Source organism: Vibrio mediterranei, from assembly GCF_900088415.1.
Taxonomy (GTDB): Bacteria; Pseudomonadota; Gammaproteobacteria; order Enterobacterales; family Vibrionaceae; genus Vibrio; species Vibrio mediterranei.
Genome location: NZ_FLLQ01000006.1, coordinates 319185 through 340461, shown reverse-complemented (window position 1 = coordinate 340461; position 21277 = coordinate 319185). Strand labels below are relative to the sequence as shown.

The 21277-nt window shown below is 43.0% G+C and carries 20 protein-coding genes; 11 read left to right on the top strand and 9 right to left on the bottom strand.

The genetic code is table 11. The annotated features are described in order from the left end of the window. Positions 1 to 117: 117 nt before the first annotated feature. Positions 118 to 1704: an ABC-F family ATPase gene (locus VME0621_RS18480; RefSeq protein WP_038230565.1), complete on the bottom strand. Its 1587-nt coding sequence runs from the start codon at positions 1702 to 1704 to the stop codon at positions 118 to 120. A 248-nt stretch (positions 1705 to 1952) separates the two neighbouring features. Between VME0621_RS18480 and VME0621_RS18475 the strand changes: the two genes are divergently transcribed. From VME0621_RS18475 to VME0621_RS18465, 3 genes are all read left to right on the top strand, one after another. Next, positions 1953 to 4295: an ATP-binding protein gene (locus VME0621_RS18475; RefSeq protein ID WP_062460459.1), complete on the top strand. Its 2343-nt coding sequence runs from the start codon at positions 1953 to 1955 to the stop codon at positions 4293 to 4295. An 8-nt stretch (positions 4296 to 4303) separates the two neighbouring features. Continuing rightward, positions 4304 to 5182, top strand: a complete 879-nt coding sequence (locus VME0621_RS18470) for a mechanosensitive ion channel family protein (RefSeq protein WP_062460461.1) — start codon at positions 4304 to 4306, stop codon at positions 5180 to 5182. A gap of 62 nt (positions 5183 to 5244) precedes the next feature. Next, positions 5245 to 5709, top strand: a complete 465-nt coding sequence (locus VME0621_RS18465) for a thiamine-phosphate diphosphorylase (protein ID WP_231892968.1) — start codon at positions 5245 to 5247, stop codon at positions 5707 to 5709. A gap of 89 nt (positions 5710 to 5798) precedes the next feature. Here the strand turns inward: VME0621_RS18465 and VME0621_RS18460 are convergent, their stop codons facing one another. The 3 genes from VME0621_RS18460 to VME0621_RS18450 all read right to left on the bottom strand — a co-directional run bounded on the left by VME0621_RS18460 (position 5799) and on the right by VME0621_RS18450 (position 9740). Continuing rightward, the gene (locus VME0621_RS18460; protein WP_062460464.1) at positions 5799 to 6026 is read right to left on the bottom strand and encodes a hypothetical protein; all 228 of its coding nucleotides are present in this window, start codon (positions 6024 to 6026) and stop codon (positions 5799 to 5801) included. Positions 6027 to 6268: 242 nt separating this feature from the next. Then, positions 6269 to 8293 carry a sensor histidine kinase gene (locus tag VME0621_RS18455; RefSeq protein WP_062460467.1) on the bottom strand — a complete coding sequence of 675 codons (2025 nt, stop codon included), beginning with the start codon at positions 8291 to 8293 and terminating at the stop codon, positions 6269 to 6271. Continuing rightward, the gene (locus VME0621_RS18450) at positions 8286 to 9740 is read right to left on the bottom strand and encodes a sigma-54-dependent transcriptional regulator (protein WP_062460470.1); all 1455 of its coding nucleotides are present in this window, start codon (positions 9738 to 9740) and stop codon (positions 8286 to 8288) included. The genes VME0621_RS18455 and VME0621_RS18450 overlap by 8 nt, the downstream gene beginning before the upstream one ends. A gap of 323 nt (positions 9741 to 10063) precedes the next feature. Between VME0621_RS18450 and VME0621_RS18445 the strand changes: the two genes are divergently transcribed. The 6 genes from VME0621_RS18445 (at position 10064) to VME0621_RS18420 (ending at position 15036) form a co-directional block, all read left to right on the top strand. Continuing rightward, positions 10064 to 10897: an ABC transporter substrate-binding protein gene (locus VME0621_RS18445; RefSeq protein ID WP_253251069.1), complete on the top strand. Its 834-nt coding sequence runs from the start codon at positions 10064 to 10066 to the stop codon at positions 10895 to 10897. Continuing rightward, complete coding sequence (locus VME0621_RS18440) at positions 10897 to 11595, top strand: ABC transporter permease (RefSeq protein ID WP_006071480.1); 699 nt, start codon at positions 10897 to 10899, stop codon at positions 11593 to 11595. The genes VME0621_RS18445 and VME0621_RS18440 overlap by 1 nt, the downstream gene beginning before the upstream one ends. Positions 11596 to 11658: 63 nt before the next feature. Continuing rightward, entirely contained in the window at positions 11659 to 12381 is a 723-nt protein-coding gene (locus VME0621_RS18435; RefSeq protein ID WP_031494333.1) for an energy-coupling factor ABC transporter ATP-binding protein, read from the top strand. Next, positions 12359 to 12967: a molybdenum cofactor guanylyltransferase MobA gene (mobA, locus tag VME0621_RS18430; RefSeq protein ID WP_062460473.1), complete on the top strand. Its 609-nt coding sequence runs from the start codon at positions 12359 to 12361 to the stop codon at positions 12965 to 12967. Before VME0621_RS18435 ends, mobA begins: the two co-directional genes overlap by 23 nt. 2 nt (positions 12968 to 12969) lie before the next feature. Further along, positions 12970 to 14742, top strand: a complete 1773-nt coding sequence (locus tag VME0621_RS18425) for a bifunctional molybdopterin-guanine dinucleotide biosynthesis adaptor protein MobB/molybdopterin molybdotransferase MoeA (RefSeq protein WP_172427901.1) — start codon at positions 12970 to 12972, stop codon at positions 14740 to 14742. Between the two features lie 27 nt (positions 14743 to 14769). Beyond that, positions 14770 to 15036: a DUF2960 domain-containing protein gene (locus VME0621_RS18420; RefSeq protein WP_038230574.1), complete on the top strand. Its 267-nt coding sequence runs from the start codon at positions 14770 to 14772 to the stop codon at positions 15034 to 15036. Between the two features lie 417 nt (positions 15037 to 15453). On the opposite strand, the gene VME0621_RS18415 is transcribed toward VME0621_RS18420, so the two are convergent. After that, entirely contained in the window at positions 15454 to 16095 is a 642-nt protein-coding gene (locus VME0621_RS18415) for a LysE family translocator (protein WP_062460481.1), read from the bottom strand. A gap of 167 nt (positions 16096 to 16262) precedes the next feature. Between VME0621_RS18415 and VME0621_RS18410 the strand changes: the two genes are divergently transcribed. Then, a complete protein-coding gene (locus VME0621_RS18410; protein ID WP_062460484.1) occupies positions 16263 to 17744 on the top strand; it encodes a carboxypeptidase M32 in 1482 nt (493 codons plus the stop codon). Positions 17745 to 17878: 134 nt separating this feature from the next. Then, positions 17879 to 18364 carry a hypothetical protein gene (locus VME0621_RS18405; protein WP_038230580.1) on the top strand — a complete coding sequence of 162 codons (486 nt, stop codon included), beginning with the start codon at positions 17879 to 17881 and terminating at the stop codon, positions 18362 to 18364. A 68-nt stretch (positions 18365 to 18432) separates the two neighbouring features. Here VME0621_RS18405 and VME0621_RS18400 read toward each other — a convergent pair whose 3' ends face one another. The 4 genes from VME0621_RS18400 to VME0621_RS18385 form a co-directional block, all read right to left on the bottom strand. Continuing rightward, entirely contained in the window at positions 18433 to 18825 is a 393-nt protein-coding gene (locus VME0621_RS18400; RefSeq protein WP_031497077.1) for a VOC family protein, read from the bottom strand. Continuing rightward, positions 18826 to 19155 (bottom strand): nucleoside triphosphate pyrophosphohydrolase family protein, encoded by a 330-nt coding sequence (locus VME0621_RS18395; protein ID WP_062460487.1) that lies wholly within the window; start codon positions 19153 to 19155, stop codon positions 18826 to 18828. It lies immediately after the preceding gene. A gap of 128 nt (positions 19156 to 19283) precedes the next feature. Next, positions 19284 to 20402: a linear amide C-N hydrolase gene (locus VME0621_RS18390; RefSeq protein ID WP_062460490.1), complete on the bottom strand. Its 1119-nt coding sequence runs from the start codon at positions 20400 to 20402 to the stop codon at positions 19284 to 19286. Positions 20403 to 20621: 219 nt separating this feature from the next. Continuing rightward, positions 20622 to 21134, bottom strand: a complete 513-nt coding sequence (locus VME0621_RS18385) for a porin family protein (RefSeq protein ID WP_006071435.1) — start codon at positions 21132 to 21134, stop codon at positions 20622 to 20624. Positions 21135 to 21277: the final 143 nt, after the last annotated feature.

The following is a 21277-nucleotide window of genomic DNA, read 5'->3' as shown; positions in this document are numbered from 1 at the left end:
TTGCTTGAGGTATTAAAAAAGGAGTCCTAGGACTCCTTTTTGTTTGGTTCGAATGTCGCTATAAAAGGTTCCTGTTTTACTTAGGAATAGCGACTCTGAGGTCAGTACTCTAGATGATTAAACACCGCGAGCTTTCAAGAACTCTTCGTATGTGCCTTTGAAATCCGAGATCTTGTTGTCTTTGATTTCGAGAATACGTGTCGCGATTGACGATACAAACTGACGGTCATGTGATACGAAAAACAGCGTACCTTTATAGTTTTCTAATGCTAAGTTCAATGACTCGATAGACTCCATATCCATATGGTTAGTTGGTTCATCCATCAGAAGCATGTTTGGCTTATGCATCATAAGTTTACCGAGTAACATACGACCTTGCTCACCACCAGACAGCACTTTTACTGACTTTTTAATATCATCTTGGCCAAACAACATACGTCCTAAGAAACTACGTACCACTTGTTCATCATCGCCTTCTTGGCGCCACTGCCCCATCCAATCAGTCAGGTTCATGTCTTCTTCAAAATCATGAGCATGGTCTTGGGCGTAGTAACCGATATTGGCATTTTCTGACCATTTAAACTCACCCGTTTTCGGTTCAAGTTCACCGGCTAATGTATTAAGTAGCGTTGTTTTACCTACACCATTCTCACCGATGATTGCAACACGCTCGCCAACTTCAAAGATAGCGTTAAAGTCAGACCACAATACCTCTTCAAAACCATTAGATAGGTTTTCCACGTTCAAAGCATTTCTGAACAGCTCTTTCTCTTGGTCAAAGCGGATAAATGGGTTTTGACGGCTTGACGCTTTCACTTCTTCTAACTGAATCTTATCGATTTGCTTAGCACGAGAAGTTGCTTGCTTCGCTTTCGATGCGTTAGCTGAGAAACGAGAAACGAACGTTTGTAAATCAGCAATTTGTGCTTTCTTCTTAGCGTTATCAGCTAACAGACGTTCACGAGCTTGTGTAGCAGCAAACATGTATTCATCATAGTTACCCGGATAAACACGTAACTCACCGTAATCCAAATCAGCCATATGTGTACACACGCTGTTTAAGAAGTGACGGTCGTGCGAAATGATAATCATGGTGCAATTACGTTGGTTAAGTACCTGCTCTAGCCAACGAATCGTATCCATATCCAGGTTGTTGGTTGGTTCGTCAAGTAGCATGATGTGCGGGTCTGCAAACAGCACTTGCGCCAATAGAACACGCAGCTTCCAACCTGGAGCAACTTCACTCATTAATCCAAAGTGTTGTTCTTCAGGAATACCAACCGCAAGTAGCAGTTCTCCTGCTTTTGCTTCCGCCATATAACCATCAAGCTCAGCAAATTGAACTTCAAGGTCCGCAACTTTCATCCCATCTTCTTCGCTCATTTCAGCCAAAGAATAAATACGGTCACGTTCTTGCTTGATGGCCCAAAGTTCTTTGTGACCCATAATAACAGTGTCTACAACCGTGAACTCTTCATAGGCGAATTGGTCCTGGTTTAGTTTTGCTACTCGCTCGTTAGGGTCGTAAGAAACGTTACCGCTTGTTGGCTCCAACTCGCCGCTCAAGATTTTCATGAATGTAGACTTACCACAGCCATTCGCGCCGATCAGACCATAACGGTTACCTTCGCCAAACTTGATAGAAATGTTTTCAAACAGTGGTTTAGCACCAAACTGTTGAGTGATATTTGCGGTTGATAGCACAAGCGTTACCTTTGAGATTAAACAAAACTGCGCAACCCTACAGTCTCTTGCCTTCAGATGCAAGTGACAACTGCATTCCCGCCCTATTGATGCGTAGGATTCTGGTGACTAGACGTGCATCTTTTTAGCTGTGAAGCAATATTCTCTATCTTTTTATCGGCTGTCACGTGCAGAGTGTGGCGACGCTAACTACACTAAATTAAGAATTTAAATAGTTACAACTAGTTACGAACAGTGGTGTGCTAATAATGATCAATAAATCTCTCTGGATAGCAGTGTTAACGCTTTGCCTTAGCTTTCCAGCCTCTGCACGATGGGATTACCAAGATGACGATAATCCTGTCCCCTCTGAAGACGCCCAATCACTGGCTACTGAAATCGCTGCGTTACCTGCGAAGTTATTCTTAACGCCTCAAGACAACAATAAGGTAAGACGTCTACTCGCTTATACGTTAGATCAACAAGATCGTGAAATCTTGTCTTACGATGAAGCACTTGCGGTGTTTCGCGATGATGTAACTGACGAACATTGGTTTGACGTTGAAACACAGTACCTCACTCTTAACAGCTTGAGTCACAGTAAACAGAGGTTGCTAGAACTGGCCTCGGACAAGACATTTGATCAGCTTACTGGGTTTGGTCCAGATGGTGTGACTCAGTTTAAACAAGAACTACGTATATCCACGTTAAATGCTGAATACTTTATTTTCTTCCAATTAAGGAGCTTAAAAACCTTGGTGAAGGAGATATTTATCTCCCCAGTGCCGGTCATTTGGGTTGGAATAAAAGTCTTCTTTATATATTGCATCTTAATGTGGTGGTTGGCTAATCAACGGCGCTTATTTGATCAACTTAAATCACATGTTGCCTCCGCTGTTGGGAAACCACCTATATGGGTTCGGTTTATTTGGTATCTTGGTCGAGCGAGTGTTGCAATTGCTTGGCTGATTGCTATTACTGTCTCGCTACGCGTACTTAGTAGTATCGAGGCGTTATCTCAACTGTCGTATTTGGAGTTGTTTACGTGGTGGATACTTGGCGGCTCTATTGCGATTTCATTCATTTTGGAATTCGTTCACCGTAATAGTTTCGCAACCAGCAAGGCCATAGCGGCACATAGACTCTCAACTGTAAGGCGTTACGTTTGGAGCTTTATCGTTGCAGGTCTTGTTCTTCAGATAGCAGCACAGACCCTTGGCAAGGGTACGATTTATTACTGGATATCAAGCTTCTTCTCATTCTGGTTTGCGCTAATCACCCTAACCGTAATAGTCATGTGGAAAGATACGGTTTTTCACTCACTAGAAAAGATTCCCGAGAAGCCGTTATGGGTAACTTGGGCAACAACCAAGAAAGACGTATTCGTCATTGGTTTGGTTGCAACGTCTATCGCGACCTTATGGATTGCCCTACACCACCTAAAAAACCGTCTTATTGGACTGTTGTCCCAATATACCGTCTTTAATCAAGGCCTTACTTATCTGTTCAAAATTGAAGTGGCGAAACAAACCGGTAGCAGTGCAGACAATAATTTAGTGCGAGTAAAAGGCGACGCTGCTTTTGACTATGTACTACCGGGCGATGACTTCAGTCCTTTAGTGGAGTATGCCAAAGATGATTTCCAACAGCTATCAAAATACCTGCTAACCAATAGTCCAGCGATCTGTGTTATCACTGGTGAACGTGGGATCGGTGCAACAAGACTATTGAAACAGATGCTACACAAAGTGAAAACTGCTGAACCCGTTTACGTCAATTGCCCACTCGCTGGATATAACCAACTGCTGGTGCACTTTGCAGTCAGTATTGGCCTAGAGGAAGATGCAAGTGAAATGAAAATCCTCAGTCATTTGCGTAAGAGCAACACCAACTACCTAATTGCGATTGATAACTGCCAAAGGCTAGTTAAACCTAAAGTCGGTGGACTAAACGACCTAATTCGATTTACTAACCTACTACGCCGTTCAAAGCAAAGCCACAGAGCGGTGTTTTCTATAGAAAAAGCCAGCTGGCGATTTGTTGATAGAGCTCGCGGTGAACGCCTATTATTTGACTGGGTGGCTTTCCTTCCTAAATGGACCGAAGAACAAATAGGCGCGCTACTGGATAGCCGGATCAACCAAGGCAACGACAATAAAGTTGGTTTTGAAGGATTGGTTGTGCCTAAACAGTGGGACAACGACAGTGAGTCTGAAGAGGATCGTGCAAGACAAGGCTTCTACCGTATCCTGTGGCACTATTCTGATGGCAATCCCACCGTTGCACTGCGCTTCTTTAGGTTTTCACTGCGACGTAATAAAGATACCGATGCAGTTGTTGTCCGTCTGTTTCATGCACCAGAGTCTGAAGAACTCGATAAAATGCCAAAACCTATGTTGGCAATTCTTCGTTCAATCGTTCAACTGGAAGCAGCCTCTCCCGAAGATGTCTCAGATTGCACGCAACTTACGATCTCTGAAGTCATTGGGACATTACGCTATTTTCAAAGCCGAGGTTATATTGAATGGAAAGAAGATAAGGCACGTATTTCAGATCACTGGTTTAGGCATATTACTAATGTGTTGGATCGCCAACACTTGCTGGTTAAGTAGGAGGTAACATGAAACAGCTTATCTACATCATTGTTTTGTTATTACTGCCTTCTGTCAGCTTTGCCAATGAAGAAGTAGCTTCTGTGGACAGTATTACTCAATTTGCCACCTTGATTCGTTGGTCCGGTGTCGTTCTCAGTGTCATCATCATAATGGCAACTTGGTTGCTGATTAAGTTTATGAACTCCTTGGTGGACAGCATTGGTAGTCAGTTCGTGCAATATCGAATGCTATTGCAAAAGCTACAGTCCTTCTTGCAATTCTTCATCTACATGACCGCTGGTATCGTAGTTTTCATGTTGAGCTTTAGAATTAACGACCACATTCTTGCCCTTATAGGTGGCACGCTTGCCGTTTCGGTAGGTTTCGCGATGAAAGACCTTGCAGCCTCCTTTATTGCAGGCCTAACTGTGATGATTGACCGCCCTTTCCAAGTAGGTGACCGCGTCACATTCGAAGGTAACTATGGCGACATTTTGACTATAGGGCTGCGTTCTGTGCGTATGAGAACCTTAAATGATGACATCATTACCATTCCAAACAACAAGTTCCTTAATGAGGTGACGGTTAGCGGAAACTACGGTGCACTCGATATGCAAGTTGTGATTCCGTTCTATATTGGAATGAATGAAGATATCGTCTTGGCGAGAAACTTGATTCAAGAAGCTGCCTCCTCTAGTCGTTACATTCACCTGCCTAAACCTGTTACCGTTCTGGTGAAACAGACCATCACTGACAATTATCTAGCGATTCAGTTGACTTGTAAGGCGTATGTTGTTGATACCGCCTACGAGAAACTATTTGAAACTGATATTACTCTGAGAGTTATGGAAGAATTTAAAAAGCATGGTATTAACCCACCACAAATCGCTGTCAGATCAAGCTAACAACGTCCGCACGATCATACTAAGCAAATGAAATTTGTCGTTTAGATAAAAACTGCAAGTTGATGTGCCACAACGACCTATCTACTATTCCGGGCAGTTACGGTAGTAGGCGTGATAACGCTTACTACCTATCTGAAACCTTTGGAGTAATTGTCGTGAACAAATTTCAGAATCTGAATTACGATAAAATGGGTAAAGAACGCATCAAGCGTGAACATGATTTATTAAAGCTGAACTGTGTTAGTGACAGTGAGTTTGAATCAAGAATGGCAGTATGGGACCGCATGGCACTTTCTTCTGCACCACTGGGAGAAGCAAAGAATTTTATTGAAGCGACGTTTAACAAATTGCAAAACGACGTTGTAAACGCAAGCCGTGACTTTCAAGTTAGCTTTAGTGATTTCGAAGCAATGGCAAAAGACGAAATTAACTACATTCGAATCAATGTAGCGGATCAGAAAACACAATTTGTGTGGTACGCCATTATCACTTTAATGGTTGCTGGAACTGTCGCTATCTGTATGTAGCTTCAAGCCACATTAACATCGACCGTTTGCAAAGATATCTCGATATACGTCGAGATATCTATTGTGAATAGTTACAAGCATCTCTCATATTACAGAGCGTCAAACTCACGCTTCTTTTCTTCATACCACGCTTTCATTTCCTCAGGATTTTGCATCATTACTTGAATCTTATTCATTGCATCAAGGTGTGCTGGCTCTTGTTTCTGATACATTTCCATCCCGTGCTGCTTACTTAACTCAGCAATTTGTTCGAATGTTTCTGCTTCAAACACCACATCGCATGCCCCACCAAGTTGTCTACAAGTCATTGATTTCATTTTGTTCCCTCTTCATATAGACAAAGTGCTCATCCTCTCTAATGGTAGTGAAAGAATGACGTTTATACAGATGATGAACTTTACTTCCTTGTAAGTGGTATAGCGTAAACAGCTTAAATTACTCCCTTGTGATGCAAGAACGTCTAATCTGGGAACCAATCCCTTAGCTTTGGAACTTAAGCAATCGTTAGGAACGTCCTTGGTGGTAATACGCTTTATATACTCCACTCATATTTATTACGTTAAGCGCTAACCAGTAAATGATGATCTGCTTTTTGCGGCAAATAGAGTGTAAACTGGCTACCCTCACCAAGTTTCGACTTAACACGGATCTCACCTCCCGTTTGACTCAGAATACTCTGAGATACAGAAAGACCTAATCCGGTACCATCTCGCTTAGTGGTGAAAAATGGATCGAAAATTCGTTTGATATTGGCATCAGAAATGCCGCAACCTTCGTCGATAACGTGAATAAGCGAACCGATGCTTTGCCCTGCTTCTACCCAATCTTCTGTTAAGACGGTTAAACGCCCCTTACCTTGCATAGCATGAATGGCATTCATTTGTAGGTTGACTAGTATTTGCAGGAGTTGATGTCTATTCACTTCAACTGGCGTTTTCGCATTAAGGTCGACGATGAATTCCACGTCGCGTTTCTTCGCTCCAGTTCTTACCAAAGTGACGCTTTCATCCACAATTGGATTCACGTGCTGCCATGTTACTTCATCTTGCACACCACCTTGGCGACTGTATTGCAGTAGACTTCGAGTAATGTTTCGAATACGGTCGATTTGAGCCAATATGACATCAATTTCTTCTTCAACGCGAGATACATCGGATCCCAATTCGAAGCGCATAAGCTCAACATTACCCAGAATAACTGCCGTTGGGTTGTTAATCTCATGGGCAATGCCCGCAGTTAGCTCCCCCAAAGCGGCCAGCTTTTCATTGGTAACCAGTTTATTTCGAGTTTGGTTTAACAGCTTGATATGTAACTCAAGTTGCTCCGTTTTCTCTTTTAGGCTAGCGGTACGAGAATGCACTTTACCTTCAAGTTCATGGGCCGCTTCTTGAATCTGCTCATTACGGAACTGTAGTTGATTAAGCATGTTGTCAAACTGCTTAGCGAGTTGACTTAGTTCGTGTTTATCATCCAGCCCCAACTCACCAATGCGTTCTTCATCTTTGCCTAACTGAACCATTTTCACCACACGGTGGATCTGTTCTATGGGTCTAAATAGATCGCGAGCACCACGATAAACAATAAAGCCCGAAATCAATAGCAAGCCAATGATGATGACGCTTACCTCACCAATATTAGTGATATAAGTTTTAATCAATGGCCAAACTAGATATCCAGTGTAAGCAATTCCCACAATGTTATTATCGATATCACGAATAGGCTTATAACCAGCGATGTACCACGTGTCGTAAACGTACGCTTTATCTATCCAACTCTCTCCCTTTATTAACACTGCATTGCTAACCTCTTGGGACACTAAGGTACCAAGTGCTCGTCTACCCGTGTATGACTCATCCATCGGTACATTAGTCGCGATTCGTAAGTCGTCCAAGAACAAGGTCACCGTCCCTTGTATATGACGTTCAAGATTGCTCACTGGATAAATAGTGTCACGAATTCGATCCACCAACGCCAAGTTGTTGTTCATCAGCACGCCACCATCCAAATAGCCTAACAGGTGACTGTTGTCGTCAAACACAGCGATGATAGAACGGCTCACCAAAGAGCGCTCCTCAAGCACGTGATTTTCTTGCTGCCAAACTTCTGAGTGTTCCGCCAGTGACGGTTCCATTTCAAAAGCAGCAGATCTCGACAACACATCAAAGAAAGAGCGTTGCTGTGCCATTTTTCGGTATTCTGACTGACTAATTTTGTTGGCCGGCATCCAACGCAAGAAGTCCAGTTGATAACGCTCGCGTTGGGAACTCACCCATACATCAAATTCGTTATTGGTTTGAATATGATTCAAGCGAGTCCGAAATTCATACGATTCAGAGAAGGCTTGGATGTGGTCGAATTGTTCATCTTGCAAGCTATCGATTTTGTCGCCAACGATGCTCAGGCGCTCAGATACGTCGATCAGCGCACTCTGCCATGTATAGTGAATAGACCAGTATGCCGTTATTCCAAATAGTGCGATTAGAGTGAGGAAAATAGGCGCTGACGTTAAAAACAATAGGCGGTATCGAACCATTGATTTGGTTCTGTAGCGCCATTTGCTCCATAGGCGCATCAATTTATTCATCTACGCAGCCTTCGTCCCACTCTTTGTACTTACGCTCCAACGTCTTTCGTGCTACACCTAGATCTCGCGATGCTGCCGATTTATTGCCGGAATGTGCTTCTACTACTTGTTGAATATGAGATTTTTCGACATCTTTTAGAGACCATGAATTAGGATAGCCAAACTGACCATCTTGAATCATCGAATTCGCGGGCATCGTGGTCAAATCGTTGACAGACATGGTGATAGAAGTGTTAACCGGTGCCCCTTTTAACTCATTAAAGTAGTGAGCTGGCGGTTTATTGAGAAGAATGCAGCGCTCTAACAAGTTCTTAAGTTCACGCACATTACCCGGCCAATCGTAATCTTGCATAGAGTGCATATCTTCATGAGCCCATTTGGGTTCTGGAACACCTAACTCCTTGGCAAGTGACCGAGTAAAGAAAGGTACCAAATCTGATAAGTCAGCAAGGCGTTCTCTTAACGCTGGCACTTCTATTTTTAAAACATTTAAACGGTAGTAAAGATCTTGTCTAAACTTCCCTTGATCGACCTCTTCTTGTAGGTTGCGATTAGTTGCGGCAACGACTCGAACATCAATACTGATCTCTTTTTCTGTGCCCACAGGTCTAACCGTTCTTTGCTCTAATACACGCAGCAACGATGCTTGCATAGCCAGAGGCATTTCACCTATTTCATCTAGGAATAATGTTCCCCCGCTGGCTACTCGGAAAAGCCCTTCTCGATTCTTTTTAGCACCTGTAAAAGCACCTGCAGCGTGACCAAACAATTCACTTTCTAATAGCTCTGGAGCTAATGCACCACAATTTATGGCAACAAATGGCCCCTGGCGTTTACTGGCTGTATGAATACCTCTCGCAACTAACTCCTTACCCGTACCCGACTCACCTTCTATCAACACTGACGCTCTAGATGGCGCAAATTGACCAATGAGCTGTTTTAAGTTCTTCGTCTTTTCAGAAAGGCCGATAATTTCTTTACTAACACGTCGGCTTATATCATGACTCAAAGCGACATTGATTCTTTCAGCCAGTCGCTTATCCATACAGCGTTTAACGGCTTGCAGCATTTGATCCAGGTTGAAGGGCTTTAGGATGAAATCAGACGCTCCTAATTTTAACGCACTGATCGCGACCTCCAAGTCGGCATAACCAGTCATAAATATCACGTCGGCTTTACGATCTAAGTCGTTAAACGCTTCTTCCCACTCAATCCCAGACCTACCAGGTAAGTTGATATCCAAAATGATAAGGTCATAGTGATGGTTGATCCTAAGCTGTTCGGCTTCTTCAACACTTCCTGCAGTGTCGACTTGTCCAAACCCTTTACTCAATGCTTTTTTAAGAATGGCTTGCATGCCGACTTCATCATCAACGACAAGTACAGAGAAGGCGAGATATGGTGACGTCAATTGGTTGGTAATTTCAGAGGTTTGAAAAAAAGTCATAAATATATGTATTCGTTCCTATTTGAGACAGAGTGTACCAATCTGCTACAAAACATCATGGGTTAAGTTGCGACATTTTGTCCCAGCTCAAACTAATTGTAGTTTAACTGCGAGAAATATTAGCAAAATGTCGCACGTTGCCGCTTTTTTTCTAAGGAAATTATGGCATTGTCTTTGCTTAAGGGTACCACGCGTATAGAAACAGGTACCATAAGCATGACGAAGGTACCTAGTGTATGAATCGTGCTGGTGGCGTTGTTCTTCACCAAGCTGTCATGCGTTTACGTAGATTAATGATAAAAATAACCAAAATGGACAATACTATGACATTCTCAAGATTAATGGTTTCTGCTGTGTCTCTAGCGGCACTGTCTGCAACGGCTTATGCAGATGGTACAGATACCGACCAATCTCGCATCCGTCTCGCAACGACAACCAGTACCTACCATTCAGGTCTTCTCGACTACCTACTCCCAGAATTTACTACTGATACTGGCTATCAAGTTGATATTATTGCAGCTGGTACGGGTAAATCTCTGAAGATGGGAGAAAATGGTGATGTTGATGTCGTGATGACACACGCTCCTAAAGCGGAACAGAACTTTGTCGATGCCGGCTATGGCATAGAACCGCGTAGCGTAATGTATAACGACTTCGTAATCGTAGGACCAGAGAAAGACAGCGCTGACGTACACGATCAGAAAACCATAGAAGAAGTGTTCTCGCATATAGCTAAAACTAACGCCATTTTTATCTCTCGAGGTGATGACTCTGGTACTCATAAAAAAGAACTGCAAATCTGGAAACAAACCAAGATTGAACCTAACTTCGGCGGCTATCGTTCTGTAGGTCAAGGTATGGGGCCAACACTTAATATGGCCTCAGAAATGCAAGGCTATACAATGACAGACAGAGGGACTTGGCTTGCCTATCAAGCTAAGCTAGACCTTGAAATCTTGTTCCAAGGTGACAAGCAACTCTTCAACCCGTACCAAGTCATTATTGTAAACCCAGAACGTTACCCTACTCTTAATACCAAAGGCGCTCGCGTACTGAGTGATTGGTTGGTATCAGATAAGGGACAATCTATGATCAATAGCTACCGTAAAATGGGCGAACAATTGTTCGTAGCTGACGCGAAGAAAACGAACAGTTAATGAGCATCACTGAAACTACTATGGAGGCGTTAAGCCTCCTATTTAGCCTTGATAAAGATCTATGGCGGATCGTAGCCGTTTCGTTTAGCGTCTCTATATCAGCTGTGTCACTGGTTGTTTTGCCCGCTATTATTGCCTCATATCTTCTGGCCTACAGCAATTTCCCCGGCAAGTGGTTTCTACTTTCATTAGTAAACACCATGCAAGCGATTCCCACCGTTGTGATTGGCTTGCTTTTGTATATGCTGCTATCACGCTCTGGACCTTTAGGTGACTGGGAAATGCTGTTTACTCAACGAGCCATGATTGTGGGTCAAATACTGATCTGTTTTCCAGTTTTGGTGTCAATGATGCATGGCGCGTTACAAAGCACCGACCGAAGAGCAATGGAAACCTCTGTAACACTAGGTGTCTCTCGGTTTAGAACACTTATGACACTCATTTGGGAATCGCGTTTTCCGTTAATGGCTGCTGTGATTGCAGGCTTTTCTCGAATCGTAACTGAAGTGGGCTGCTCAATGATGGTTGGTGGCAATATCATGGGCCTTACCAGAAATATCCCTACCGCCATTGCTATGGAAAGTCACAAAGGAGCTTTCGCACAAGGTGTCGCCTTAGGAATCGTCTTGTTGGTGTTGGCATTAGTGCTCAACTTTATGCTGTCATCAATGCGAGGTAAAGGCGTTCTAAGAACTTAACTTGCTCAACGTTTTTTGTTTCAAACACTATAATTAATTCAAGACTCTGCTTGAGGGACAATAATGACAATACAGCTTAAGGCAAAGCAGGTTTCCATGCGGTTCAAAGACCGTGTCTTATTCCATATACCATCGTTAACGATCGGACCAAACGAAGCCGTCTACTTAAAAGGCGATAATGGCGTCGGTAAGACTACACTACTGAAGATATTGGCTGGCTTATTAAAACCTACGTCAGGTGAGGTGTTTCCTAGTTGCCAAAGTATAATGTCGCGCTTGTTTGGTGGTTCTGGTCGCAAAGACGTTATCTATCTTCACCAATCCCCTTACCTTTTCGACGGCTCGGTCTATCAAAATGTCGCGTATGGCATTAAGCATAAGAGACTTGAAGCCCATGATAAGCGCGCAGAAGTAATTGCGGCGTTGCGATTAGTCGGGCTTGAAACGCTCGCTGACGAGCATGTATCAGTGTTATCTGGTGGTGAAAAACAGCGAGTCGCTATGGCTCGCGCTTGGGTTCTGAAACCTTCTATTTTGTTAATGGACGAACCAAGCGCTTCACTTGACCAAGAGTCAATAGAACGTTTGGTTTTCATGGCTGAGGATCTTTTAAAGCACGGTTCTAGTATTGTAGTTACGAGCCATCAATCCAATGCGTTAACTAAATTGTGTCGAAAACAATGGTGGATAAAAGATTGCACCTTGATAGAATCTCCACTGCTACAAATTATTGATAAAAAACAAACCGATCAAGAGAGTGATTATGTTGCATCCAACTCAGACTAGTTGGGTTATCCTCGCCGGAGGCCAAGCGTCTCGTATGGGCGGAAATGACAAGGGCTTAGTAGATTTTAATGGTAAGCCCTTAATCGAGTATGTTTTACAACGGCTCACCACACAAACTTCATCCATTACCATTAACGCCAACCGCAATGTAGACCAATATGGTCAATATGCTCCCGTTATTAGCGATACGTATAAAGATTATCCGGGACCTCTTGGTGGAATGCACGCTGGCTTAGCCGCTTCGTCAACTGACTGGGTTGGCTTTGTCCCATGTGATAGTCCGTTTATTGATGAACGTATTGTTGAACGTTTTTGTCATGCTGTCGAAGACTCGACCGATATTTTAGTGGCACATGATGGCGATTTTCATCAGCCTGTTTTCACCATGTTTCACAAGCGCGTTCTACCCAAATTGGAAGCATTTTTAGAGCGTGGCGATAGAAAAATCATTTTGTTATACAAAGAGTGCAATACCAAGTATGTTGATTTTTCAGATAATCCCGATTGTTTTGTTAATCTAAATACACCAGAAGAACTGTCGAAACTATCAGCAACCATTGAGCATTCACAGAAGAGCCATCTATGACCATCAAATCCATTAATAATGTCCCGCTTCTGGGTTTCGCTGCTTATAGCGGTACCGGTAAAACAACGTTATTGGAAGCCCTACTTCCAAAATTAACCGCTACCGGACTAAGAATTGGAGTGTTAAAGCATGCGCATCATAACTTCGATGTAGATAAACCTGGGAAAGATAGCTATCGCCTACGTAAAGCCGGCGCTAGCCAAATGTTGATTTCTTCTCGTTACAGACATGCGTTGATGACGGAAACTCCAGAGGCCGAATCAAACTTTGAATACTTGTTGACGCGCTTTGATCATCAAGCGCTGGATTTGATTTTAGTTGAAGGTTGCAAGAACATCGCTTTCCCTAAGATTGAGTTAAACCGTAAAGAAGTCGGTAAACTTTGGCTACACCCAAGTGATGACAATATTATTGCTATTGCTAGCGATAGTGAGTTGGATGTGTCACTACCGACAATGAGCATCAATGATTTGGACGCGATCACAAGGTTCATCTTAAATTATGTTAGCCCAGAGGCCTCTAACCCTAAGAAAGAGGCAGCGTGCTGCGATACGCTATCACCCGCTTTCTTATCTGTGAAACAAGGCCAAGAGCAAATTCTTAACGCCGTAAATGCTTTGTCTGCATCTGAAACTATCCCACTCATCAATGCTTATGGCCGCACGCTAGCAGAAAATATTTCATCCCCTATTAATGTGCCAGCGTTTACCAACTCAGCAATGGACGGCTATGCCATCATTGGTGCAGATGCTGGACTAAAACAATTCAATGTCGTCGCGAGTGTGATGGCAGGTTATGGCTACGACCAAGAACTTCGCTCCGGTGAGTCAGTACAAATCATGACTGGAGCACCAATGCCAGCCGGTGCTGATACCGTTATAATGCGTGAACAGGCTAACGTTGATGGCGATAGAGTGAGTTTTGGTGATGCCGGTATTAAAACCGGACAGAATGTTCGTCAAGCTGGAGAAGATCTTGCGATCAACCAATCGGTATTTGATACCGGCACATTGTTGCAGGCACCAGAGATGGGCATGATCGCCTCACTTGGACTAGATAGCGTAAAAGTGAATCGTAGCCTAAAAGTCGCGGTATTTTCTACAGGTGATGAAGTTCAAGCCCCTGGAACGCCTCTGCGTGCTCACTCTATTTATGATTCTAATCGTTTTACCATCATGGCGATGTTGCAGAAATTAGGTTGTGAAATTATAGATCTTGGCATTCTTGAAGATGATGAGTCCATTATGGAGAATGCGATCACTGAAGCGAGTCGCAGCGCGGATTTGGTTATTACCTCAGGTGGTGTCTCTGTCGGTGATGCTGACTTTATTAAGAACGTTCTTGAAAAGCACGGTAACGTTGATTTTTGGCGTATTAATATGCGCCCGGGACGCCCTCTCGCTTTTGGTGACATTAATGGAACACCCTTCTTTGGACTTCCTGGAAATCCAGTCGCCGTAATGGTGTCGTTTATTAACTTTGTTGAACCCGCGATTAAGAAGATGCAAGGTGTTGGACAGTTTGTACCACACAAAGGCGTCGCCATTGCCTCTGAGCCACTGCGCTCTCGTCAGGGAAGAACAGAGTTTAGCCGAGGATTCTGCGAGCTTGATGAAGAATCAGGACAATTAATGGTTCGCACGACGGGGAAACAAGGCTCGGGTATTCTACGTTCGATGAGTGAAGCAAACTGCCTAATAGAGATTGCACCACATATCGATACAGTAAAAGCAGGCGAAAGCGTGACAATTATCCCGCTACAAGGCAGAATCTAGCGCTAAATTATCAGCAGGTAGAAAATCATGGCTCGTACCATCATTTACGAATACAAGAATGAAGAGAAAACACTGACGTTTTCTTACCAACAGCATCGCAATATTCATGAGGCTGTCGCTGAAGCAGAGGGCATCGACCTTTCTGATTTCTTAAGAATGGAACAGCAAATCGAAGCCGTTTCGGATACCAAGGCTGTTCGCAATTATCGCGATAATCATTTTAAGAAATTGGGCTTTGGAAAAATAACTCTCATGCCTAAAGAGAACTTCGGAGTCGGCAAAAAGCCGATATAGTTACTGAATTCGATAACCAGGACACCGAGTCGATTGACTCGGTGTTTTTTATTCACCCGACCAGAAACCAAACGTTTACCATATAAAAATTTTATTGTTGAGTGGAACTAATGGCATGAAATGGTAACTAACTCTATCAGCAGACTCGTAATATTCATTACAACAAAAACAGCGATAGAGCGAATATGATTAAGGTAATTTCTTTAGTAGCAACTTTGATGATTTTAGGTGGGTGCGCCTCGTACAACGAGTTTGCGAGCGAAACTCAACTATACAACCACAATCTAGAAGCTCGTAATTACTGCAAGCAAATAAGTGACTCCAAAGCATACTATCAGTGTTTCGATAAATTTCTATTGAAGTCCCCTACCGTCACACTAAATCAATTCTATACCGCGCAACGTTCATTGGAAAAAGCTAAGAACTCATCGGCGGCTCTTCAACCAACAGTTTAATACCGAGAATGATCAGTACTGCACCGGTCGTACCTTCCATCCAACGAACAAAATTTCCATTGTTAAGAAGTGATTTAGCGGAATTAAGCATGCCCGATAGTCCACATTGCCACACCATAGCGATAACAAAGTGAATCGCGGCCATTAACAATGATTGCAAAAATGGCGAGTATTCTGGGTTAATAAACTGAGGTAAAAACGCTAAGTAGAAAACAGCAGTTTTAGGGTTCAACACATTAGACAAGAATCCTTCTCTTAGAGAACGCGAAGCTGCTATGGTATTCACCTTATCTTGCTCTAGCTTTATGGTCCGATTTGATTTTAATGCTCGTAAACTTGAGATACCCAACCAAATTAGATAGGCAGCGCCCAACGTCTTTATAAACGCAAACAATTCCGCTGACTGCGTAAGTATCACCGATATACCCAGAGCTGAGAATGTTGCGTGAACAAATAGCCCCAAGCAAATGCCAAAACTGGTCATTGCACCATCATTGAACCCACCTCTAGAAGTGTTACGAATTACCAACGCCGTATCGAGTCCCGGTGTTAGCGTAAGAATAGTAATAGCAATAAGGAAGGCTTCAAGATTAAGAATATGCATAACGTCCACTGTCATCTTTCTAAAACATCAGAGTTCGAATTCTGAGGTAACTCCGATTAAAAATCCATGGTTAATTTGGATTTCCTCTCCAGATTTTATCGGCTACTTTCCGTAACTCCTTGTTAGTGTTAAGTTAGGACAATCGTTCACGCAAAAGGTCATAAGACATGGAAAACTACAACAAACTGGTTGAACACTATAAAACAATTTCTAATTTCAGCCATTTATCCGCTATATGTGGTTGGGATGCAGCGGCAATGATGCCATCTGGAGGCAACCAAGCTCGCTCAGAAGCTATGGCTCAACTGTCACTTCATATCCATCAACTATCGACCGCGCCGCAGCTGGCAGAATGGTTCGAACAAGCTCAGAGTGATGAACTCGACCCTTCACAACGAGCCAGCTTAGGGGAAATGAAAAGACAATGGCAGCTTACCACTGTCGTTCCAGAAGAATTAGTGAAAGCAAAGTCTCTTGCTGGATCCAAGTGCGAACACGCTTGGCGTACACAGCGTGGTGACAATGATTGGGATGGCTTTTGTAAAAACTTCGAAGAGGTAGTGAAACTATCGCAAGAAGAGGCCCAAATTAGAGCGGAACAATCAGGGTTAACTCCTTATGATGCGATGCTGGATATCTATGAACCGGGGGTAAACTCACAGCAACTCGATTCAATCTTTGGTGACTTGGTATCTTGGTTGCCAGAATTAACTCAACAGGTCATTGAAAAGCAAAAAACAGAGTCGGTTTATACCACTGAAGAGTCATACAGTACCAAAGATCAAAATGCGCTTGGATTGGAAGTGATGAAACTTCTTCAGTTCGACTTTGCCCATGGTCGTCTGGATATCAGTTCGCATCCTTTCTGTGGTGGTGTGCCTCAAGATGTCAGGATCACAACACGCTACGATGAATCTGACTTTGTTCAATCTTTAATGGGAATTGTCCACGAAACCGGTCATGCTCGTTATGAGCAAGGCTTACCAAAACAGTGGGCAGGACTACCAGTTGGCCAAGCACGTTCAATGGGTATTCATGAATCTCAATCTTTGTTCTTCGAAATGCAATTAGGCAGAAGCCAACCTTTTATCGCCAACTTAGCGCCACTGGCTCAAAAACACTTCTCAACTAATGACGCGAAAGTATTCGAAGCAAACAATCTACAGAAAATCTATACCCGAGTGCAACCAGGGTATATTCGCGTTGATGCGGATGAGCTTACTTACCCTGCCCATGTCATTCTTCGTTATGAGATCGAACGAGATTTGATGAATGGTAAGATCTCCTATAAGGATATTCCTGAACTGTGGAATCTGAAGATGCAGCAGTACCTCGGTCTTTCCACACAAGGTAACTTTAAAGACGGTTGCATGCAGGACATTCACTGGACAGATGGTGCCTTTGGTTATTTCCCTTCTTACACTTTAGGGGCAATGTATGCAGCGCAGTTTATGGCGGCGATGAGAAAAGAGGTGGATGTGGACAACGCAATCTCTTCATTAGAATTGGCTCCGATCTTTGATTGGTTAAGTGACAATATTTGGAGTCAGGCAAGTACGCTTGCTACTGGAGAGTTGGTTAAACAAGCGACTGGCTCAGAACTTAACGCTCAATTCTTTAGAACACATTTAGAAAAACGTTACTTATAGTTTCGGTCATGACTCGCGAAGTTAGACGACTTGGCGAGTCAACACTTTCCAGTCTGTGGCGCAAAGTGATAAGTAATTCAACGGTAACCGTTTTAACATTGCCTATTAATAGTTAGTCAATAAAGGCAATAGAAATGAAACTGTCCACACTATCGGTATTATTAATTCCGAGCTTGTTCATCGCTACAAGTGTGCAAGCGAACTCCTCAGAAGGTCCTAAGCTAATTTACTCCGCACACATTGATAAAACGTGTGGTGTACAAGTTGACAGCGAGGCGACCGGCACCTTAGGTTTTGGAAACCAAGTTCCTGAAGATGGTGCAACGTTTAAAGTTATTTCTAATCATAATGAAAATCATATGAACCCAAAGCTCCAAGTCACTCACTTCGAGGCTGACGATGACAAAATTACAGCACAAAATACTACATTGGAAATTGATGGGACTGCACACAAAGTAGAAGACTTACAGAACGCTCCTGTCGAAGTTCAAGTCGGTGAGAACACAGCTCACGGTTACACAAGTGTTGGAGAATTTGAGTTTGAGGAAAATGGAGATAAAACGGCAACGGTAACCTATACCATTACCTGTACGCATGACATTGTGAAGGTTCAAGGTTAAATCTCGACACAACATATAATGATTCGGGGGAGACCTATTCTATCCCCCGCCATTACTTCTGCTGATAATTATCTCTTTGAGTCGTATTCAATCACTGAAATAACCGCGCCACATGGATCCTCTATCACCGCTATCTTACCGACACGCTCAATAGTCGTCACTGGAACCAATACTAAACCACCGACTAATTCTGTTTTGTTCACAATAGCTTCAACTTCGTCAACGGTTACGTAAGTGCGCCAATGTGCTCGAATATCCTTATCATCGACAGTAAGTATGCCAGCAAAAGGTTCCGTAGCGTTATCACTTGTAACCAGTGCGTAGCGACTACCATTTCGACCCGGTACCTCTTTTAACTTCCAACCAAGCATTGATTCATAGAACCGGCATGCTTGTTCAAAATCCGGAGTTATCAACTCTGACCAACTAAATAATCCATGGTCTTCAAACGGTTTATCCACTTACATACCTTCCACTTTTGACAGCCATTTTTCTCTCTTTATTAGGCAAATATCCATGATTAAACGAGCAATTTCCTCTGAACTTTGGTCTGGGTTTTGCTCATGCAGTGCTCTCCAAGCGACGTCGATAGCGCAGTTAATAACATCGCACGCTTCACCTACAACACCATCACTTCCACCTTTTTCAGCAGGAGTGATGCCATCTTTAATCTGTAGTTCTAATGATAGCTCGCCGACTTCTTCTACAAGTTTTTGTAAAAAGAACGGATAGGTTCTGTGTGGTTTTTCGGTGCCAAGTTCCTCGGATACCTTAACGAGTTGCTCAAACATTCAATTTTCCCCTATTCAATCGCCTTAGCACCTTAAAGATGGGAGTATTCTTAGTCGTTTTTAACATCATTAAAAAAGCGACCAATAGAGTCGCTTTTATCAGAACCATGATGGTAGTTTTATCGGATTTATTGATTATTAATTGCGGGCTGCACGCTTTGTGTAATATCTTCAAATTCAAACTTTCCATCATCTAACGCTTTCTTAATCTCGCTTTTTGCAGAAAAATCTAACGCAGCAAGATCCACTTTCTTAATTCGGCTGTCGTTCATCGTTTTGTAGTAGAGAACGCCATTGGTTTGGTCAACCACTGAAGTCCACTGAGTCGCGCTTGGTAGATCTGGGATATGCTCTCGATATTGCGGGCCAAACTCAGAGCCAATTGGAATATCGAAGTTATTCAATATATGAAAGGCTTGAGAAACTGCCTGTGCCGAGGTTTTGAGTTCAGGTGCAGTGGTGACATAAAATGCCGCTCGTACGAACCTAGAAGGCGGCGTAATGTCTCCAGGTAAGCCTAAGAACCCTGAACCGATACCGAATGATTTTGCCTCGACCTTTCCAAACTGCCGAGGAGCACTGGTTCCAGGTTGTAAGTGCAGGTAGTTGTTTAAGTTGGTCACCTGCCAAGGAAACGTTGGAGAGTTAGTCAGAACGCCTACTTCATTTTCGTAAATATGCACCTCTCCTTGGTTCATAATTTCAATCACAACACTTCGACCTGTTTTGTCCGTTACACGCCAATGCCCTGTTGGTGAAGGCTGTCCTTTAGCATCTAGATATACTGGCACGATATCTATAGATTTCATCGCGGTTATTACTTCATCGACAGTTTTAAATTGCGACAACATCCAACGTACAAAATCCATATCGGTAATGCTTTTCTGTCTTGCTTCCTCATTGTACGGTTTTAGCGAACCGTACCCTTTGAAATAGAATAGTCCGGCACTCAACCCAGCCTCATTAACCCCTTCCCCAATAAACCGGTCATCACTTACTGATATACCAACAAAACCTAGACGACTACCCCAACTGAATCCTTGTTTATGATCGGGCATAATCGACGTGAACTGGTGCTTTCTCGGAGAGATGATCAGTTTACTATTTAGATTACTCTCACCCCATTCAATAGTGCGAGCTTGTATGAAGTCGTTTCCGACCGTAGAAAGAGAAATGCCAGTACAAGCACTAGCAGGTACGATAACGCTAGCTGAAAGCACTATCGCAATTAACGTTTTTCTGAACATTTCAAACAACCTAAAAGTAAGACTACACATTGTAGTGCTATGAGTGTAGACCTAGTTCTCTTAGTTGAAAATGGAAATTGCAATACGATGAAAAGAATTATCTTTTCAGTTACTTAATTGATATTTTAATCCACCAAAAGACTCTCTATTCGTACAATTTTAGATCACCAGGTACGAAAAAGGCGACCCAAGGTCGCCTTTTTACACACTTACACAGTTTTAGAAGATGTGAAGTGTAGCATTGATGGTAAAGCTATCTAGATCTTTGTCATCAAATTTGGTTTTAACGCCGTTAAAACGTTGCCAGCTCGCACCAACAGAAAGCATATCAGTCACGAAGTATTCTGCACCTACACCGTACATAAAGTCTGTACCGCTGTCGCTTCCGCTTAGACCATCTTTATAATCAGCGTTGTAGTAGTGTAAACCACCTTTAGCATAAAGCTGTACTGGACCAATATCGATACTTGGTTTAAGTGCTGCGTACCAAGAACCTAGTTCTGCGTAACCTTTCTTGCCTTCGCTAGTGCCATCGAAGTTACCGTGTTTCCAGTAACCACCTTCAATACCGATGATAGGCAGAATACCAGTACCAACGTGGAAGCCCATTGGAGTATCGCTGTTACCATTGTAGTCTGCACGACCAGCAGAAACACCACCATACAACCACGCATCAGCGAATGCTGACGTCGACGCACCAACAAGCGCAAGCGCTAAAAGTGTCTTTTTCATTTGTAACCTTCTTGTTTAATAAAATGCGGCGAGTCCAATGAAAGCCACCGCGGAGCTTTATATATCACACACTATATCGTAGGAGAATCCTTCAAGTTTTAATTTACGGTAAAACTTTCTGAATTCTCATACGCTTAGAAGTT

Bases quoted from the DNA above. Each gene is read 5' to 3' on its own strand.
- VME0621_RS18470 (WP_062460461.1), top strand. From the start codon at position 4,304: ATGAAACAGCTTATCTACATCATTGTTTTGTTATTACTGCCTTCTGTC.
- VME0621_RS18390 (WP_062460490.1), bottom strand. From the start codon at position 20,402: ATGTTCAGAAAAACGTTAATTGCGATAGTGCTTTCAGCTAGCGTTATC.
- VME0621_RS18465 (WP_231892968.1), top strand. From the start codon at position 5,245: ATGTGCCACAACGACCTATCTACTATTCCGGGCAGTTACGGTAGTAGG.
- VME0621_RS18445 (WP_253251069.1), top strand. From the start codon at position 10,064: ATGACATTCTCAAGATTAATGGTTTCTGCTGTGTCTCTAGCGGCACTG.
- VME0621_RS18415 (WP_062460481.1), bottom strand. From the start codon at position 16,095: ATGCATATTCTTAATCTTGAAGCCTTCCTTATTGCTATTACTATTCTT.
- VME0621_RS18435 (WP_031494333.1), top strand. From the start codon at position 11,659: ATGACAATACAGCTTAAGGCAAAGCAGGTTTCCATGCGGTTCAAAGAC.
- VME0621_RS18440 (WP_006071480.1), top strand. From the start codon at position 10,897: ATGAGCATCACTGAAACTACTATGGAGGCGTTAAGCCTCCTATTTAGC.
- VME0621_RS18460 (WP_062460464.1), bottom strand. From the start codon at position 6,026: ATGAAATCAATGACTTGTAGACAACTTGGTGGGGCATGCGATGTGGTG.
- VME0621_RS18420 (WP_038230574.1), top strand. From the start codon at position 14,770: ATGGCTCGTACCATCATTTACGAATACAAGAATGAAGAGAAAACACTG.
- mobA (WP_062460473.1), top strand. From the start codon at position 12,359: ATGTTGCATCCAACTCAGACTAGTTGGGTTATCCTCGCCGGAGGCCAA.
- VME0621_RS18395 (WP_062460487.1), bottom strand. From the start codon at position 19,155: ATGTTTGAGCAACTCGTTAAGGTATCCGAGGAACTTGGCACCGAAAAA.
- VME0621_RS18475 (WP_062460459.1), top strand. From the start codon at position 1,953: ATGATCAATAAATCTCTCTGGATAGCAGTGTTAACGCTTTGCCTTAGC.
- VME0621_RS18455 (WP_062460467.1), bottom strand. From the start codon at position 8,293: ATGAATAAATTGATGCGCCTATGGAGCAAATGGCGCTACAGAACCAAA.
- VME0621_RS18450 (WP_062460470.1), bottom strand. From the start codon at position 9,740: ATGACTTTTTTTCAAACCTCTGAAATTACCAACCAATTGACGTCACCA.
- VME0621_RS18405 (WP_038230580.1), top strand. From the start codon at position 17,879: ATGAAACTGTCCACACTATCGGTATTATTAATTCCGAGCTTGTTCATC.
- VME0621_RS18410 (WP_062460484.1), top strand. From the start codon at position 16,263: ATGGAAAACTACAACAAACTGGTTGAACACTATAAAACAATTTCTAAT.
- VME0621_RS18385 (WP_006071435.1), bottom strand. From the start codon at position 21,134: ATGAAAAAGACACTTTTAGCGCTTGCGCTTGTTGGTGCGTCGACGTCA.